Annotated in this window: 13 protein-coding genes and 1 pseudogene; 10 read left to right on the top strand and 4 right to left on the bottom strand. The window is 68.2% G+C overall.

Features of this window, described 5'->3' with window-relative positions; translation table 11 throughout:
* The first annotated feature begins 5 nt into the window (after positions 1-5).
* From ACZ0AE_RS05850 to ACZ0AE_RS05880, 7 genes are all read left to right on the top strand, one after another.
* The gene (locus ACZ0AE_RS05850; protein WP_463600613.1) at positions 6-1,082 is read left to right on the top strand and encodes an NAD(P)H-dependent flavin oxidoreductase; all 1,077 of its coding nucleotides are present in this window, start codon (positions 6-8) and stop codon (positions 1,080-1,082) included.
* Positions 1,079-1,885, top strand: a complete 807-nt coding sequence (locus ACZ0AE_RS05855; protein WP_463600614.1) for an aminotransferase class IV family protein — start codon at positions 1,079-1,081, stop codon at positions 1,883-1,885. Before ACZ0AE_RS05850 ends, ACZ0AE_RS05855 begins: the two co-directional genes overlap by 4 nt.
* Positions 1,886-1,997: 112 nt before the next feature.
* A complete protein-coding gene (gene rpsP, locus ACZ0AE_RS05860; RefSeq protein WP_017356068.1) occupies positions 1,998-2,258 on the top strand; it encodes a 30S ribosomal protein S16 in 261 nt (86 codons plus the stop codon).
* A gap of 43 nt (positions 2,259-2,301) precedes the next feature.
* The gene (gene rimM / locus ACZ0AE_RS05865) at positions 2,302-2,814 is read left to right on the top strand and encodes a ribosome maturation factor RimM (RefSeq protein ID WP_038689629.1); all 513 of its coding nucleotides are present in this window, start codon (positions 2,302-2,304) and stop codon (positions 2,812-2,814) included.
* Positions 2,815-2,818: 4 nt separating this feature from the next.
* Positions 2,819-3,577 (top strand): tRNA (guanosine(37)-N1)-methyltransferase TrmD, encoded by a 759-nt coding sequence (gene trmD / locus ACZ0AE_RS05870; protein WP_038689627.1) that lies wholly within the window; start codon positions 2,819-2,821, stop codon positions 3,575-3,577.
* Positions 3,578-3,731: 154 nt separating this feature from the next.
* Positions 3,732-4,142, top strand: a complete 411-nt coding sequence (rplS, locus tag ACZ0AE_RS05875; protein ID WP_038689625.1) for a 50S ribosomal protein L19 — start codon at positions 3,732-3,734, stop codon at positions 4,140-4,142.
* 169 nt (positions 4,143-4,311) lie between these two features.
* Positions 4,312-4,680 (top strand): DUF6404 family protein, encoded by a 369-nt coding sequence (locus ACZ0AE_RS05880; protein WP_463600615.1) that lies wholly within the window; start codon positions 4,312-4,314, stop codon positions 4,678-4,680.
* On the opposite strand, the gene ACZ0AE_RS05885 is transcribed toward ACZ0AE_RS05880, so the two are convergent.
* On the bottom strand, positions 4,677-6,167 hold the full coding sequence (locus tag ACZ0AE_RS05885) for an MATE family efflux transporter (protein WP_463600616.1): 1,491 nt from the start codon (positions 6,165-6,167) through the stop codon (positions 4,677-4,679). The two genes, ACZ0AE_RS05880 and ACZ0AE_RS05885, sit on opposite strands and share 4 nt — an antisense overlap.
* A 64-nt stretch (positions 6,168-6,231) precedes the next feature.
* Here ACZ0AE_RS05885 and ACZ0AE_RS05890 point away from each other — a divergent pair, with 64 nt between their 5' ends.
* The 3 genes from ACZ0AE_RS05890 (at position 6,232) to ACZ0AE_RS05900 (ending at position 8,242) form a co-directional block, all read left to right on the top strand.
* Entirely contained in the window at positions 6,232-6,519 is a 288-nt protein-coding gene (locus ACZ0AE_RS05890; protein WP_244880126.1) for a hypothetical protein, read from the top strand.
* A gap of 9 nt (positions 6,520-6,528) precedes the next feature.
* The gene (locus ACZ0AE_RS05895) at positions 6,529-6,933 is read left to right on the top strand and encodes an RNA-binding S4 domain-containing protein (RefSeq protein ID WP_038689619.1); all 405 of its coding nucleotides are present in this window, start codon (positions 6,529-6,531) and stop codon (positions 6,931-6,933) included.
* Positions 6,934-7,045: 112 nt separating this feature from the next.
* Complete coding sequence (locus ACZ0AE_RS05900) at positions 7,046-8,242, top strand: glycoside hydrolase family 5 protein (RefSeq protein ID WP_463600617.1); 1,197 nt, start codon at positions 7,046-7,048, stop codon at positions 8,240-8,242.
* A gap of 84 nt (positions 8,243-8,326) precedes the next feature.
* On the opposite strand, the gene katG is transcribed toward ACZ0AE_RS05900, so the two are convergent.
* From katG to mutS, 3 genes and pseudogenes are all read right to left on the bottom strand, one after another.
* Positions 8,327-10,552, bottom strand: coding sequence for a catalase/peroxidase HPI (gene katG / locus ACZ0AE_RS05905; protein WP_463600618.1), 2,226 nt, complete (start codon positions 10,550-10,552; stop codon positions 8,327-8,329).
* Positions 10,553-10,860: 308 nt separating this feature from the next.
* Positions 10,861-11,502, bottom strand: coding sequence for a DUF937 domain-containing protein (locus ACZ0AE_RS05910; protein WP_137188936.1), 642 nt, complete (start codon positions 11,500-11,502; stop codon positions 10,861-10,863).
* Between the two features lie 372 nt (positions 11,503-11,874).
* Positions 11,875-14,474 (bottom strand): annotated as a pseudogene (gene mutS / locus ACZ0AE_RS05915) (DNA mismatch repair protein MutS).
* Positions 14,475-14,610 lie beyond the last annotated feature (136 nt).

The following is a 14,610-nucleotide window of genomic DNA, read 5'->3' on the forward strand; positions in this document are numbered from 1 at the left end:
CGCGCGTGAGTCTTTCGCCGATCCTCGAACGCGCCGACAGTTTCTGTCGGCGTTTTGCCTTGCAGGCCCCGATCCTGCTCGCCCCGATGGCCGGCGCCTGCCCGGTGCCGCTGTCGGCCGCGCTGGCCACCGCCGGCAGCATGGGCGCGATGGGTGCGGTGTTGTCCCAGCCGCAGGACATCGTGGCGTGGATGGACGATTTCCGCGCGCAGTCCAGCGGGCCGGCCCAGGTCAATGTGTGGGTGCCCGACGCGCCGCCGCAGCGCGATGCGCAGGCCGAGGCCGCCACGCGCGCATTCCTGGCGCAGTGGGGGCCGGAGGTGCCAGCCAGTGCCGCCGATGCCGGCCCGGCCGATTTCGATGCGCAGTTCGATGCGCTGATCACCGCGCGTCCGGCGGTGGCCTCGACCATCATGGGTGTGTTGAACGCCGGCCAGGTGCAGCGTCTGAAGGACGCCGGCATCGCCTGGTTCGCCTGCGCCACCACCTTGTCCGAAGCATTGGCCGCGCAGGCCGCCGGTGCCGATGCCGTGGTCGCGCAGGGCTTTGAAGCGGGCGGCCATCGCGGTGCCTTCGAGCCGGACGCGGCTGAGCGCCAGCTGGTGGGGCTGTTCGCGCTGCTGCCGCGGCTGGCCGACAACCTGCAGGTGCCGGTAATCGCCGCCGGTGGCATTGCCGATGGGCGCGGCGTTGCGGCGGCGTTGCTGCTCGGTGCCAGTGCGGTGCAGGTGGGCACCGCCTTCCTGCGCACCCCCGAATGCGCGATCGACCCGGCCTGGTCGGAGGCGCTGGCCGCGGCCGAGCCGGAAGACACCTGGCCGACGCGGGCCTTCAGTGGCCGTCTTGGTCGCGGGCTGGCCACCGCCTACGTGCGTGCCGCTGCCGGTCCCGACGCGCCGCCGCCGCGGCCGTATCCAGTGCAGCGTGGGCTCAGTGCGCCGATGCGCGCGCAAGCCAACCGCGAGCACCGCATCGACGCCATGCAGGCCTGGGCCGGGCAATCGGCCTGGATGGCACCGGCGCGCCCGGCCACCGAGGTACTGCAGCAGATGTGGTCCGACGCACGGGCGCTGCTGGAATGACGCTCTACTGCAACGGCCAGCGCGCCAGCGTCGAGGATCTTGCCGGCGCGTTGACCAACTACGGCCACTTCACCTCGCTGCAGGTGCGCGGTGGCGCGGTGCAGGGCCTGGACCTGCACCTGCAGCGCCTGCAGGAGGGCACCGAGGCCTTGTTCGGCACCGCGCTGGATGTGGCGCAGGTACAGGCCTGGATGCAGCACGCGCTGCACGCCGAAGAAATGCGCGATGCCGCGTTGCGGGTGACGGTGTTCTCGCGTGCGTTCGATTTCCGCCAACCGCTGCGCCCGGTCGCGGTGGATGTGCTGGTGACCGTCGCAGCGCCGGTGTCGATGCCGGCCACGGCGCGGCGCGTGCGTTCGGTGGTGTACCAGCGCGAGCTGCCGCACCTCAAGCACGTAGGCACCTTCGCGCTGTTCGAACAGCGTCGGCGGGCGGTGCAGGACGGGTTCGATGATGCGCTGTTTGTCACCGACGACGGCGAGGTCAGCGAGGGCAGCACCTGGAACATCGCCTTCCTGCACGACGACCAGGTCGTGTGGCCGCAGGCGCCGGCCCTGCGCGGTACCCACGAGCGGCTGCTGCAGGCCGGGTTCGCAGCGGCGCAGCAGCAGGTGCGCCCGGTGGCGCTGGCCGAGCTGGACCGGTTCAGTGGTGCCATCGCCTGCAATTCGGCCGGGGTCTGGCCGATAGAAGCGATCGACGGGGTGGTCTTCGCCCGGTCCGAGATGTTCTGCCAGTGGGCCCGGGGCAGCCTGGAGGCCGCCCCCTGGCAGCCTCTGGGGGGCATCAGTAGCGCAGGTTAGCGCGCTATTCAGCTTGGCCGGTCTTCACAGGCTTGGAATGGCGGCAGGCCGCCGCTATAATCGCCGGCTTACCGCGCCATCCTGGCGACTGGGCAATTGAGGAAACAACACCATGGTCAAGATTCGACTGACCCGCGGCGGCGCCAAGAAGCGTCCCTTCTACCACATCATCGTGACCGACTCGCGCAGCGCCCGTGATGGCCGCAACATCGAGCGCGTCGGTTACTACAACCCGGTGGCCCAGGGTGCGGAATCCCGCATCGTGCTGGACCTGCCGCTGGTCGACAAGTGGGTTGCCAACGGCGCCCAGATGACCGACAAGGTTCGCAACCTGTACAAGGAAGCGACCAAGGCCCAGGCCTCGGCGGCCTGATCCTGAAGGGCCGCGCCTGCCGCGGCCCATTCGGTCTATTCAGATGAAAGATACCGAGCGCCGGATCCTGCTGGGCAGGATTGTCGGCGCTTTTGGTGTGCGAGGCGAGATCAAGCTCGAGTCCTGGACCGAGCCGCGTACCGCCATTTTCAACTATCAGCCCTGGATCCTGCGTACGCCCGCCGGCCAGGAGAGCACCCTGACCGGGGCACGCGGACGTCAGTCCGGCAAGCATCTGGTCGCGGTGTTTCCGGGCATCACCGACCGCGATGTGGTCGAGTCGATGTACGGAACCGAAGTCTATGTATCGCGCAGCGCACTGCCGCCGCCGAAGGCCGACGAGTATTACTGGGTCGACCTCGAAGGGTTGCAGGTGCGTACCGTTGACGGCGTCGAACTGGGGCGGGCTTCGCACCTGTTCTCGACCGGCTCCAACGATGTGCTGGTGGTGCAGGGCGACCGTGAGCGGATGATTCCGTTCGTGCAGCCCGAATTCGTTGTCTCGGTGGATTTCGAGACCAACCTGATCGTGGTCGACTGGGACCCGGAGTTCTAATCCGGTGCGCATCGACGTCATCACGTTGTTCCCCGAGTTCATGGCACAGTCGGCCGCGCTGGGCGTGGTCGGCCGTGCCGCCGAGCGCGGCCTGCTCGACCTGCATGGCTGGAATCCGCGTGACTATGCCGAAGGCAACTACCGCCGGGTGGACGATCGTCCGTTCGGCGGCGGCCCTGGCATGGTCATGCTGATCGAGCCGCTGCGCGCCTGCCTGGCCGCGGCCAAGGCGGCCGATCCGGCGCCTGCGCCGGTGATCTACCTCAGCCCGCAGGGCGCGCCGCTGACCCAGGCCAAGGTTCGCGAGCTGGCCGCGTTGCCGCGCATGATCCTGCTGTGCGGGCGGTATGAAGGCATCGATGAGCGGTTCCTCGATGCGGAGGTCAGCGAGGAAATCTCGATCGGCGATTACGTCCTGTCCGGCGGTGAGCTGGGTGCGGCGGTGATCGTCGATGCCGTCACCCGGTTGCAGGAGGGCGCCCTGGGCGATGCCGAATCGGCGGCCCAGGACAGTTTCGAAGGCCCGCAGGGGCTGCTGGACTGCCCGCATTTCAGCCACCCGGCACAGCATGAATGGGGCACTGTCCCGGATGTGCTGCGCTCGGGCAACCATGCCGCCATCGCCCGCTGGCGCCGCCAGCAGTCGCTGCTGCGGACCGCAACCCGGCGGCCGGACCTGCTTGACGAGGCCCAGCTGTCCAAGGCCGACCGGATTCTGCTCGCGCAGGCCCGGCAGGCCCTTGCCGACGACCCTTCCCCCTAGCGCGGGGCGGGAATCTTCGGTTATCATTGGCGATTCCCATCAGGCCTTTGCGTCCGGTGGTGGAAACCCTACAAAAAACGTGCAGCACAGTCCGGTGACTGCATGAGCCCACGTTGTCGAACGACACGACCACCCGAACACTATCGGTGCACCCATGAGCAAGCTGAACAAAACCATCCTTGCGGATTTCGAATCCGCCCAGATCACCCGCGAGCTGCCGAAGTTCAGCCAGGGTGACACCGTCGTCGTCAACGTGAAGGTCAAGGAAGGCAACCGTGAGCGCGTCCAGGCTTACGAAGGCGTCGTGATCGGCACCAAGAACGCCGGCCTGAACTCCGCTTTCACCGTCCGCAAGATCTCGCACGGCTACGGCGTCGAGCGCGTCTTCCAGACCCACAGCGCCATCATCGACTCGGTCGAAGTGAAGCGTCGTGGTAAGGTCCGCGCCGGTAAGCTGTACTACCTGCGTGGCCTGGAAGGCAAGGCTGCCCGCATCAAGGAAGATCTGGCTGCCGCTGCGCAGGCCAAGCAGGCCCGCCTGGCTGCTGCCAAGGCTGCCCAGTAATACCGCGCCGACAACCCCGGTTGTCGCGCAACGAACGGCCACCTTCGGGTGGCCGTTTTCGTTTGTGGCGCAGGCCAACGGCGTGGGCATGATCCGCAGGTGTCCGTTGGAGTTGCCCTACCGGCCACGCACCGATTACGGTAACCCCCCCGCTCAAGTCAGGACGACGATGCCCCATTACCCCGCCAAGGTCCGCACCGCGCTGCAGCTCATGCACGACGCGGGTGTTCCGCAAACGCTGCGCGCGCCGCCGTTGCACCGGCTGCTGTGGCGGTTGGGCATCGCGGTGCCGCCACCGCTGCTGGCCGGGTTCGCCGCCAACGCGCTGTCGATGGGCGTGTTCTTCGGCGTGACCTGGGGCGTGTTGATGCTGCCGCTGTTCGGGCTGCTGGTACCGCTGAAGACGTGGGGGATCGCGGGTAGCGCCTGCTTGGCCGGCGCATTGTTCGGCGTGATCATGGGGCTGATCATGCGCGCCCAGCAGCAGCGCTACCGGCTGCCGGCCTGGCGCAGCCTGCCGGGTGGGCGCGCGGCTTAACCGGTGCGGGTCGGCACCGGTTGCGGGGCCGCCGAGGGCGGCGCTTCCGGGTTGAGGTCGGCCACGGGCGAGGGCGGCATGGCCGGCACTTCGGCCGGGGCCGCCAGTTCCTCGCGATGAGTCGGCAGCATGTGCGCCTTGCGCCAGCCGCCCCAGCGGTAGTACGCCAGCGACAGCAGCATCGCGCAGAACGAGCTGACGGGGAAACTCCACCACACCGCGTCGGCACCCCAGCTGTCCTGCAGCAGTTCGGCGAACGGCACGCGGATGCCCCACAGCGAAACGGCCAGGATCAACAGCGGCGGAATCACCGCGCCGGTGGAGCGCACCACGCCGGAGATGACGAAGTTCACGCCGAAGAACAGGAACGACCACACCGCGATGTGGTTGAGGTGGCGGGCCACCTCCAGCGACTCGCTGGCCTCGGGCAGGAACAGCGCCAGCGTGTAGCGGTCCAGCAGGATCAGCGGCAGGATCAGCACGCCGGTGAGCAGGAAGTTGTACAGCACGCCACTGCGCGCGGTGCCCCGCACGCGATCCCAGTTGCCGGCGCCCACGTTCTGCGCGGCCATCGATGAGCAGGCCGCGCCGATCGCCATCGCCGGCATCTGCACGTACGTCCACAGCTGCAGCGATGCGCCGTAGGCGGCGGCCGTGTCGGTGCCGTAGCCGTTGACCATGCTCATCATCAGGATCATCGACAGCGAGATCAGCACCATCTGCAGGCCCATCGGCACGCCCTTGACCACCAGCGCACGCAGGATGGTGGGGTCGATGCGGAACATGGCCATGTCCTTGCGGCCCAGCCACAGCACGTGCCGCTTGTTGCGCATGTACCAGAGCAGGCCGATCAACGACAGCGTCTGCGCGATCAGCGTTGCCCAGGCCGCGCCGGCGATGCCCAGCTGCGGGAACGGACCGATGCCGAAGATCAGCAGCGGGTTGAAGCCGATGTCCAGCACCACCGACAGCAGCAGGAAGCGGAACGGTGTGCGCGAATCGCCAACACCGCGCAGCGCCGAGCTCAGGAACGCGAAGGCATACAGCGTGGGCATCGCCAGGAAGATGATGCGCAGGTACGCCTCGGCCAGCGGCAGCGATTCGGCCGGGGTGCCCATCGCGGCCAGCAGCGGGTGCGACAGCCACCAGCCGGCGATGGCGATCACCACCGACAGCCCGATGAAGAAGGTGGCACTGGTGCCCATCACCCGGCGCGCCTGGGGGATGTCGCGCGCGCCCATGGCCTGGCCGATCAGGATGGTGGCGGCCATGCCGATGCCGAACACCGAGCCGATCAGGAAGAACATGATGTTGTTGGCGTTGGCCGTGGCCGTCAGCGCCGCTTCGCCGAGGAACCGCCCCACCCAGATCGCATTCACCGACCCGTTCAATGACTGGGCGATGTTGCCGGCCAGGATCGGCAGCGCGAACAGGAACAGGTTGCGCCCGATGGGGCCGGTGGTCAGGTCAAGCGGCGCCTTGGCCATGTGCGGTGGAGATCGGGCTCGGGGAGAGGCACACTAGCATCAAGCCCGTCAGGGGAACATCGCGATGCCAACCTTCATCCGCAACAGGTGCCGGCGCGCCGCGCTTGCTGACCGGTTCATGCCCGCGCTGGCGCTGCTCTTGATTGCCGCGGTGCTGCCCGCATGTTCTTCGGGTATGGACCGCCTCGGCGATGCGCAGGTGCGGCCCATGGACCGACCGGAATGCCAGGTCGGCAGCGAGCGCCGGGATCTCGATGCGGGCGTGCCCGTGCTGATCGGTGGCACCGGCTGCCGCGGCAATCCGGCGGCGCCGCAACCCTTGAACCGACGACCGGCAGAGCCGGGGAGCTGAACAACCCGCATGATCGAAGCAACGCCGTTGGCCGCCGTGCGGCTGGACGTGTGGCTGTGGGCCGCACGCTTCTTCAAGACCCGCAGTCTGGCCAAGCAGGCCGTGGAGACGGGCAAAGTGGACGTGGCCGGGCAACGCCCCAAATCCTCGCGCGCGGTGCGCGTGGGCGAGCAGCTGCAGATCAGCCGGGGCGACGACGTCTACGAGGTGCAGGTGCGCGGCCTGAGCGAGCTGCGCGGGCCGGCACCGGTGGCGCAGCAGCTGTACGAGGAAAGCGAGGCGTCGCGCGCGCGACGGGCCGAGGCGCATGCCCAACGGCAGGCTGCGCGCAACGGTTACCTGCCGCCGGAGCATCGGCCGGACAAGCGCGCACGTCGCTTGATTCGTGCGCTTGGGGACATCGATTCGCTCTAGTGGTTTCGTGGCTTCCACGCATTGTGACTATTGATGCCGGAAACAGGGCCTTAGTCACGGTGTGGTCCATGGGCATGCGTCAGGCTGCCGCTTCGCTCAAGGAGGTGCGCCCATGCGCCCGCTGTCGATTCGCCTTTGCTGCATGCTGCTATGCCTGTTCGCTTTCAGCGCGCAGGCCGCCGTCAACACTTTCTGGAGCCAGCCGCAGCGCGGCGGCAACAGCTTCAACGAACAGCCACCGGACCGCGCCTATTTCGATGCGCTACGTGCCACCGGCGCCACCTGGGTACGGCTGACACCGGACAAGTGGCGTTCGGCCGGCGGCCGCGATTTCCTGATGGGCAATGCCGATCGCTACCAGGGCTTGGTGCCGGCCGACGTCGCCACCCTGCGCCGGGTGCTCGACGATGCCGATGCCGCCGGCATCAAGGTGGTGCTGGTGCCCTTGTCGCTGCCGCTGCTGCGCTGGAAGCAGAAGAACGGCGGGGTGGTCGACCAGCGGCTCTGGCAGTCGTTCGACAACCATCGGCCCGCGCAGGCGTTCTGGCGCGACCTCGCGCGTGCGCTGCACGGGCACCCGGCGCTGGTGGCGTACAACCTGATCAACGAGCCCGCCCCGGAGTACGGCACCCCGCTGCGCGAGCATGCCGACCCGGCCGCGATGCGCGCGTGGTATGCCACCGTGAAGGACGGGCCGCGTGATCTGCCACGCTTCTACACCGGCTTGATCGCGGCCGTGCGCGAGGTCGATGCCGAGATGCCGTTGATGCTGGACCCGGGCTGGTATGCCGCGGCGGACGCGCTGGCGTACTGGCCCGCGCCGCTGAAAGATCCGCATCTGCTGTACAGCGTGCACATGTATGAGCCGTATGCGGCCACCAGCGCCCCCAACCAGAAGCGGGCCACGCCGTATCGGTATCCGGCCGTGGTGCCGTTCGGCCCGGGCAAGACGCAGTGGAATGCAACGCGCGTGGCCAGCTATCTGCAGCAGCCCCTGGCGTGGGCCGACGAGCATGGCGTGGCGCGAAGCCAGATGGTGGTCGGTGAGTTCGGCTGCATGCGCCGTTGGCCGGATTGCCCGGCCTATCTGGACGATGTCCTGCGCGTGCTCGAGGCACAGAAGGTGCATTGGGCGTTCTACGCCTTCCGCGAAGACGCGTGGGATGGCATGGACTACGAACTGGGCGACGCCGCACTGCCGGCGTCGTACTGGCGTGACGTGGAGGCGGGCAAGGTGCCTACGCCCATGCGCACCGAAAGCCCACAGTTCGCGCCGATCCTCAAACGTCTGCGCGCTGCCGGCCGCTGATACCCGCATGCGGCTGCAGGCCGTGGCATTGCATGTCGACGGACGCTTGAAGGGACCGACCCGCAGGTCGGTCCCCTGGATCACTCAAGCGTGCAGGTCGTAGCGATCCAGTTCCATCACCCGCGTCCAGGCGGCAACGAAATCCTGGACCAGCTTCTTCTCGCCGTCGGCACTGGCGTACACCTCGGCCAGGGCACGCAGCACCGAGTTGGACCCGAACACCAGGTCAGCCCGGCTGCCGGTCCAGCGCTTGGCGCCGCTGCTTTCATAGCCACCGCCAGCGGCCTTCCACTGCGTGCGCATGTCCAGCAGATTGACAAAGAAATCGTTGCTCAACGTGCCCGGGCGATCGGTCAGTACACCCTGCGCATTGCCATCGACGTTGGCACCGAGCACGCGCAGCCCGCCGACCAGCGCGGTCAGCTCCGGCGCGGTCAGCGTGAGCAGCTGCGCCTTGTCGATCAGCAGCACCTCGGCGGGCACGCTGTAACGGCCCTTGAGGTAATTGCGGAAGCCGTCGGCATACGGTTCCAGCACCGCGAACGAGTCCACGTCGGTCTGTTCCTGGCTGGCATCGGTGCGGCCGGGCGTGAACGGCACGCTGATGTCGTGGCCACCGGCCTTGGCCGCCTGTTCAACACCCACGCCGCCGGCCAGCACGATCAGGTCGGCCAGCGATACCTGCTTGCTGCCGCTGCCGTTGAAGCCCGACTGGATCTTCTCCAGCGCGGCCAGCACCTTGGCCAGCTGCTGCGGCTGGTTCACCGCCCAGTCTTTCTGCGGGGCCAGGCGGATGCGCGCGCCGTTGGCACCACCACGCTTGTCCGAGCCGCGGAAGGTTGATGCCGACGCCCACGCGGTGGACACCAGCTCGGCCACGCTCAACCCGGCGCTGGCGATCTGTTGCTTCAAGCCGGCGATGTCCTGGGCGTCGATCAACGGCCGTGTCGCTGCGGGCACCGGATCCTGCCAGATGAATTCCTCGGCCGGGATCTCCGGGCCCAGGTAGCGCGAGCGCGGGCCCATGTCGCGATGGGTCAGCTTGAACCAGGCGCGTGCGAAGGCGTCGGCGAAGGCCTGCGGCTCGGCCAGGAAGCGGCGCGAGATCTTCTCGTAGGCCGGGTCCACGCGCAGCGACAGGTCGGTGGTGAGCATGGTCGGGCGATGCTTCTTCGACGGATCATGCGCGTCGGGAATGATCGCCTCGCTGTCCTTGGCCACCCACTGATGGGCACCTGCCGGGCTCTTGGTCAGTTCCCACTCGTGGCCGAACAGGATCTCGAAGAAGTCGTGGCTCCACTGCGCCGGGGTGCGCGTCCAGGTCACTTCCAGGCCGCTGGTGATGGTGTCGCCGCCCTTGCCGGTGCCGAATCTGTTGGCCCAGCCCAGGCCCTGGCTCTCCAGGCCCGCCGCTTCCGGTTCTACATCGACGTTGTCGGCCGGACCGGCGCCGTGGGTTTTGCCGAAGCTGTGGCCGCCGGCGATCAGGGCAACGGTTTCCTCGTCGTCCATGGCCATGCGCCCGAACGTGTCGCGGATGTCGAAGGCGGCCTTGAGCGGATCAGGATTGCCGTCCGGGCCTTCCGGGTTCACGTAGATCAGGCCCATCTGCACGGCCGCCAGCGGGTTCTCCAGGTCGCGCGAGTGCACGTCGCCGTCGGCGTCGTCATCGGACACCAGCACGCCGTGGTCTTCCTGCACGCCCTCGGAGCCATGCGCATAACGCACGTCGCCGCCAAGCCAGGTGGTTTCGCGGCCCCAGTACACGTCCTGGTCCGGTTCCCAGGTATCGGGGCGGCCACCAGCGAAGCCCAGCGTCTTGAAGCCCATCGATTCCAGCGCGACGTTGCCGGTGAGGATCAGCAGGTCAGCCCAGGAGATGGCTTGGCCATACTTTTGCTTGATCGGCCACAGCAGGCGGCGTGCCTTGTCCAGGCTGACGTTGTCCGGCCAGCTGTTGAGCGGGGCGAAGCGCTGCTGGCCGCGACCGCCGCCGCCGCGCCCGTCGCCGATGCGGTAGGTGCCGGCGCTGTGCCAGGCCATGCGCACGAACAGGCCGCCGTAATGGCCGAAGTCGGCCGGCCACCACTCCTGCGAGTCGGTCATCAGTGCGGTGAGGTCGGCTTTGAGCGCGGCGTAGTCCAGCCCCTTGAACGCGGTGGCGTAGTCAAAGCCGTCATCGAGCGGGGTGGAACGGTTGGAATGCTGGTTGAGCAGGTCCACGCGCAGCTGCTTGGGCCACCAGTCGCGGTTGGTGGTGGCATCGCCGACGAGGGCGTGGTTGAACGGGCACTTGGCTTCGCTTTTCATGGGTCGCTACCTGTGTACTTGCGAATGTGGGCACCTGCCGCGGTTGGGCAGGGCAATCGGAAAGAGCGCTTCGCTCAGGGCGAGGAGCATCCGGCACGGTCGATGGGCATGGATTGGACGCGCGTGCGCGATGGGGTCAATCGATGCATCCGAGGATCTCCTGCGGGAATGCCTCTACGTTAAGCACGTTCAGGCATTCGGTAAATTCGAACGAATCAACCAAAGCGATAGGACAGGCCTATACCAAAGCGGCCCGCCGGTAGTGCCGGCCGCTGGCCGGCTCCCAGCACCCTATGGTCAATCGGACATCACCGCTTGCCGAGCAACCCGCCCCCCAGCTTGAGCAGATCCCCAATTCCCAGCTGGCCATCGCCGTCCTGGTCCAGCACCGAGGTGAGCAGGCCGCCACTGCTGGCCGCTTCCGCTTCCTGGCCGAGCGCCTGGCTGAGCTGGCCGGCGTTGCCGCCGTTGGCGAAGCGCTGCGCCAGGTAGGACATGACGATCGGGGCGAGGATGGCGAGCAGCTGGCTGGTCTTGCTGCTGTCCAGCCCGGTGGCCTGGCTCAGGCCCTGCGCGGCGCGGTCGCTGTTGCCGCCAAACACATGGCCGAGGATGCCGGCCCCGTTGGTGGCGTTGCCACCGCCGCCGCCCAGCACGCTGCCGAGCAGGCCGCCCAGATCGAAGCCACCCCCGGCGGCCGGCGCGTGATCGCGCTGCAGTGCGCCAAGCAGGGCGTCGGCGCCCTGCGGTTGCTGGGCGTTGCGGCCCATCGCGCCTAGCAGCAGCGGCAGCGCGGCGCCGACGGCGCTGCTGGCCTGGGCAGGTTCGATGCCCAACTGCTGGGACACCTGCTGCAGGCCTTGGCCCTGCTGCAGTTGTTGGAAGAGGGAAGCAGCAAGCGATGCGTTGTTCACGACGGACTCCAGGCAGGTGGCGGACCGCCCGAGCATACCGCCGGATTTACTACGGGGATGCGAAGGGCCCACCCGACCAACGGTCGGGTGCTACCGGGGGAAGAGGCCACCCGACCAACGGTCGGGTGCCACCGGTGTGGGGGGCCGTCCGACCAATGGTCGGTCGCCCCCGTTGTGGTGTTCCGTGGGCGGTGCCCGGTTATCACCCGGTAGGGCACGGCCGTTGGTCGTGCTGCGGTGGGGGTGCGTGGAGCCGGCCAGCGGCCGGCACTACCGGGGCTGTCCGATGGGTGGCGTCGTTGGGTTCGTCGTGGCCAGCCCGACCGACGGTCGGGTGCCACTGCGTGGGCGCGTGGGCGTCCTCGCATCGCCCGGTAGGGCACGACCGTTGGTCGTGCCGGGCGCCGGTCAGACCAGCGCCTTCAACCGGTACAGCGCTTCCAACGCCTGCTTGGGGGTGAGCTCGTCGGGGTCGATCGCGGCCAGCGCGTCCTGCGCGGCGGTGTTGGGCGCGTTGAACAGGCCGAACTGCTGCGGTGCATCCAAGGCCTGCGGGGTGACCGTGGCGACGTGGCTTTCCCCGCCACGCTGCTCCAGTTCGGCCAGACGCCGGCGGGCCTGGGCCACCGTGGATTTCGGCAGTCCGGCCAGCGCGGCTACCTGCAGGCCGAAACTGCGGTTGGCCGGGCCGTCCTTCACCGCATGCATGAACACCAGCGCGTCGCCATGCTCCACTGCATCCAGATGCACGTTGGCGATACCGCTGGTGCCGCCTTCGTGCTGCTCGTCGGCCAGTGCGGTCAACTCGAAGTAATGGGTGGCAAACAGCGTGTAGCAGCGGTTCTGGTAGGCGAGGTGGCGCGCCACCGCGTCGGCCAGGGCCAGGCCGTCGTAGGTGGACGTGCCGCGACCGATCTCGTCCATCAACACCAGCGAGTGGGCGCTGGCGTGGTGCAGGATGTAGCTGGTTTCGGCCATTTCCACCATGAACGTCGACTGCCCGCGCGCGAGGTCGTCGCCGGCACCGATGCGGGTCAGGATGCGGTCGATCGGGCCGATCACCGCGCGGCTGGCCGGCACGAAGCTGCCGATGTGGGCCAGCAGCACGATCAGCGCGTTCTGGCGCATGTAGGTGGATTTACCGCCCATGTTCGGGCCGGTGATCACCAGCATGCGGCGGTCCGGGTGCAGGTCCAGGTCGTTGGGTTCGAACGGCTGCTCGCGCACCGCTTCCACCACCGGGTGGCGGCCACGCTCGATGCGCAGGCACGGTGCGGTTTCCAGTTCCGGGCGCGCCCAGTCCAGCGCCTGGGCGCGCTCGGCGAAACCGGCCAGCACGTCCAGCTCGCTCAAGGCACCGGCGCACTGCTTGAGCGGCTCCAACTGCCCGCCCAGCGTGTCCAGCAACTGCTCGTACAACACCTTCTCGCGCGACAGCGACCGCTCGCGCGCGGACAGTACCTTGTCCTCGAACGACTTCAGCTCTTCGGTGATGTAGCGCTCGGCATTGGTCAGGGTCTGGCGGCGGGTGTAGTGCACCGGCGCCTTGTCGCTCTGGCCCTTGCTGATTTCAATGTAGTACCCGTGCACGCGGTTGTAGCCGACCTTCAGCGTGGCGATGCCGCTGCTGATGCGCTCGCGCTGCTCCAGGTCGATCAGGAACTGGTCGGCATGGGTGGACAGGCGGCGCAGTTCGTCCAGCTCTGCATCGAAGCCTTCGGCGATCACGCCGCCATCGCTCAGCTTCATCGGGGGCGTCGGCGCGATCGCGCTGGCCAGCAGGTGCGCGCATTCGTCGTGCTCACCCAGCGCTGCATGCAGCGCCACCAGGCGCGGCGAATCCAGCGGCGCCAGTACCGCGCGGACCTCGGGCAGCAGGCCCAGGCCATCGCGCAGGGTGGAAAAATCGCGCGGGCGCGCCGAACGCAGCGCCACGCGGGTGAGGATGCGCTCCAGGTCGCCGAGCGCCCGGAAGGCATCGCGGATGTCGCCCTCGGCACCGCGGTCGATCAGCGTGGCCACCGCATCGTGGCGGTGCACCAGCACCTCGCGCAGCCGCAGCGGGCGGTGCAGCCAGCGCCGCAGCAGGCGCCCGCCCATCGGGGTCACCGTGGTGTCGAGCACGCCGAGCAGGGTGTTGCGGGTATCGCCGTCTACCCGCGTGTCCAGTTCCAGGTGACGGCGCGTCGCCGCGTTCATCGCGATGGCCTCGCTGGCCGTCTCGGTGGCGATCGCGGTCAGGTGGGGCAGGCGCTGTTTCTGGGTCTCTTCGACATAGCCCAGCAGCGCGCCGGCCGCGGCGGTGGCGCGCGGCTTGTCGTCGATGCCGAAGCCGGTCAGGTCGTGCAGTTTGAAGAACGCCAACAGCTGGCGGCGGCCGCTGTCGGCGTCGAACAGCCACGGCGCGCGACGGCGGATGCCGTTGCGGTGCTTGAGGAACTCGGGCCAGTTTTCTTCATCGGGCACCAGCAGCTCGGCCGGCTCCAGCCGGGCCAGCTCGGCCTCCAGCGCGTCTTCCGAATCCACCTCGTTCACCAGGAAGCGGCCACCGGCCAGGTCGGCCCAGGCCAGGCCATAGCCGTGCTTGCCGCGCGACAGCGCCATCAGCAGGGTGTCGCGGCGCTCGTCCAGCAGCGCTTCGTCGGTGACCGTGCCGGGGGTGACGATGCGCACCACCTTGCGTTCCACCAGGCCCTTGGCCAGGGCCGGGTCGCCGATCTGCTCGCAGATCGCCACCGATTCGCCCAAGGCCACCAGCCGGGCCAGGTAGCCTTCATAGGCATGCACCGGCACGCCGGCCATCGGGATCGGCGCGCCGCCGGAGCTGCCGCGCTGGGTAAGGGTGATGTCCAGCAGGCGCGCGGCCTTGCGCGCGTCGTCGTAGAACAGCTCGTAGAAATCGCCCATGCGGAAGAACAGCAGCAGGTCCGGGTACTCGGACTTTGCGGCGAAGAACTGCTTCATCAGGGGGTATGTTCCGCGGCCCCCTTGCTGTCCTTGGATTTCATTGTCGAATCAGTGGTTTGCAAGAAACGTCCTTACGAAACTGGCGGTCAATCCGGGTGCTCACGGGGAGAATCGGTACCCTGGTGGCGCTGCGCGGGAACCGGGTGGGATTGACCATGGATCTGGTGGGTGCGATCG

Source organism: Stenotrophomonas sp. AC248, from assembly GCF_979258185.1.

Bases quoted from the DNA above. Each gene is read 5' to 3' on its own strand.
- ACZ0AE_RS05910 (WP_137188936.1), bottom strand. From the start codon at position 11,502: ATGCTCGGGCGGTCCGCCACCTGCCTGGAGTCCGTCGTGAACAACGCA.
- ACZ0AE_RS05890 (WP_244880126.1), top strand. From the start codon at position 6,232: ATGCCAACCTTCATCCGCAACAGGTGCCGGCGCGCCGCGCTTGCTGAC.
- ACZ0AE_RS05900 (WP_463600617.1), top strand. From the start codon at position 7,046: ATGCGCCCGCTGTCGATTCGCCTTTGCTGCATGCTGCTATGCCTGTTC.
- ACZ0AE_RS05895 (WP_038689619.1), top strand. From the start codon at position 6,529: ATGATCGAAGCAACGCCGTTGGCCGCCGTGCGGCTGGACGTGTGGCTG.
- katG (WP_463600618.1), bottom strand. From the start codon at position 10,552: ATGAAAAGCGAAGCCAAGTGCCCGTTCAACCACGCCCTCGTCGGCGAT.
- ACZ0AE_RS05885 (WP_463600616.1), bottom strand. From the start codon at position 6,167: ATGGCCAAGGCGCCGCTTGACCTGACCACCGGCCCCATCGGGCGCAAC.
- rpsP (WP_017356068.1), top strand. From the start codon at position 1,998: ATGGTCAAGATTCGACTGACCCGCGGCGGCGCCAAGAAGCGTCCCTTC.
- rplS (WP_038689625.1), top strand. From the start codon at position 3,732: ATGAGCAAGCTGAACAAAACCATCCTTGCGGATTTCGAATCCGCCCAG.
- ACZ0AE_RS05855 (WP_463600614.1), top strand. From the start codon at position 1,079: ATGACGCTCTACTGCAACGGCCAGCGCGCCAGCGTCGAGGATCTTGCC.
- ACZ0AE_RS05880 (WP_463600615.1), top strand. From the start codon at position 4,312: ATGCCCCATTACCCCGCCAAGGTCCGCACCGCGCTGCAGCTCATGCAC.
- rimM (WP_038689629.1), top strand. From the start codon at position 2,302: ATGAAAGATACCGAGCGCCGGATCCTGCTGGGCAGGATTGTCGGCGCT.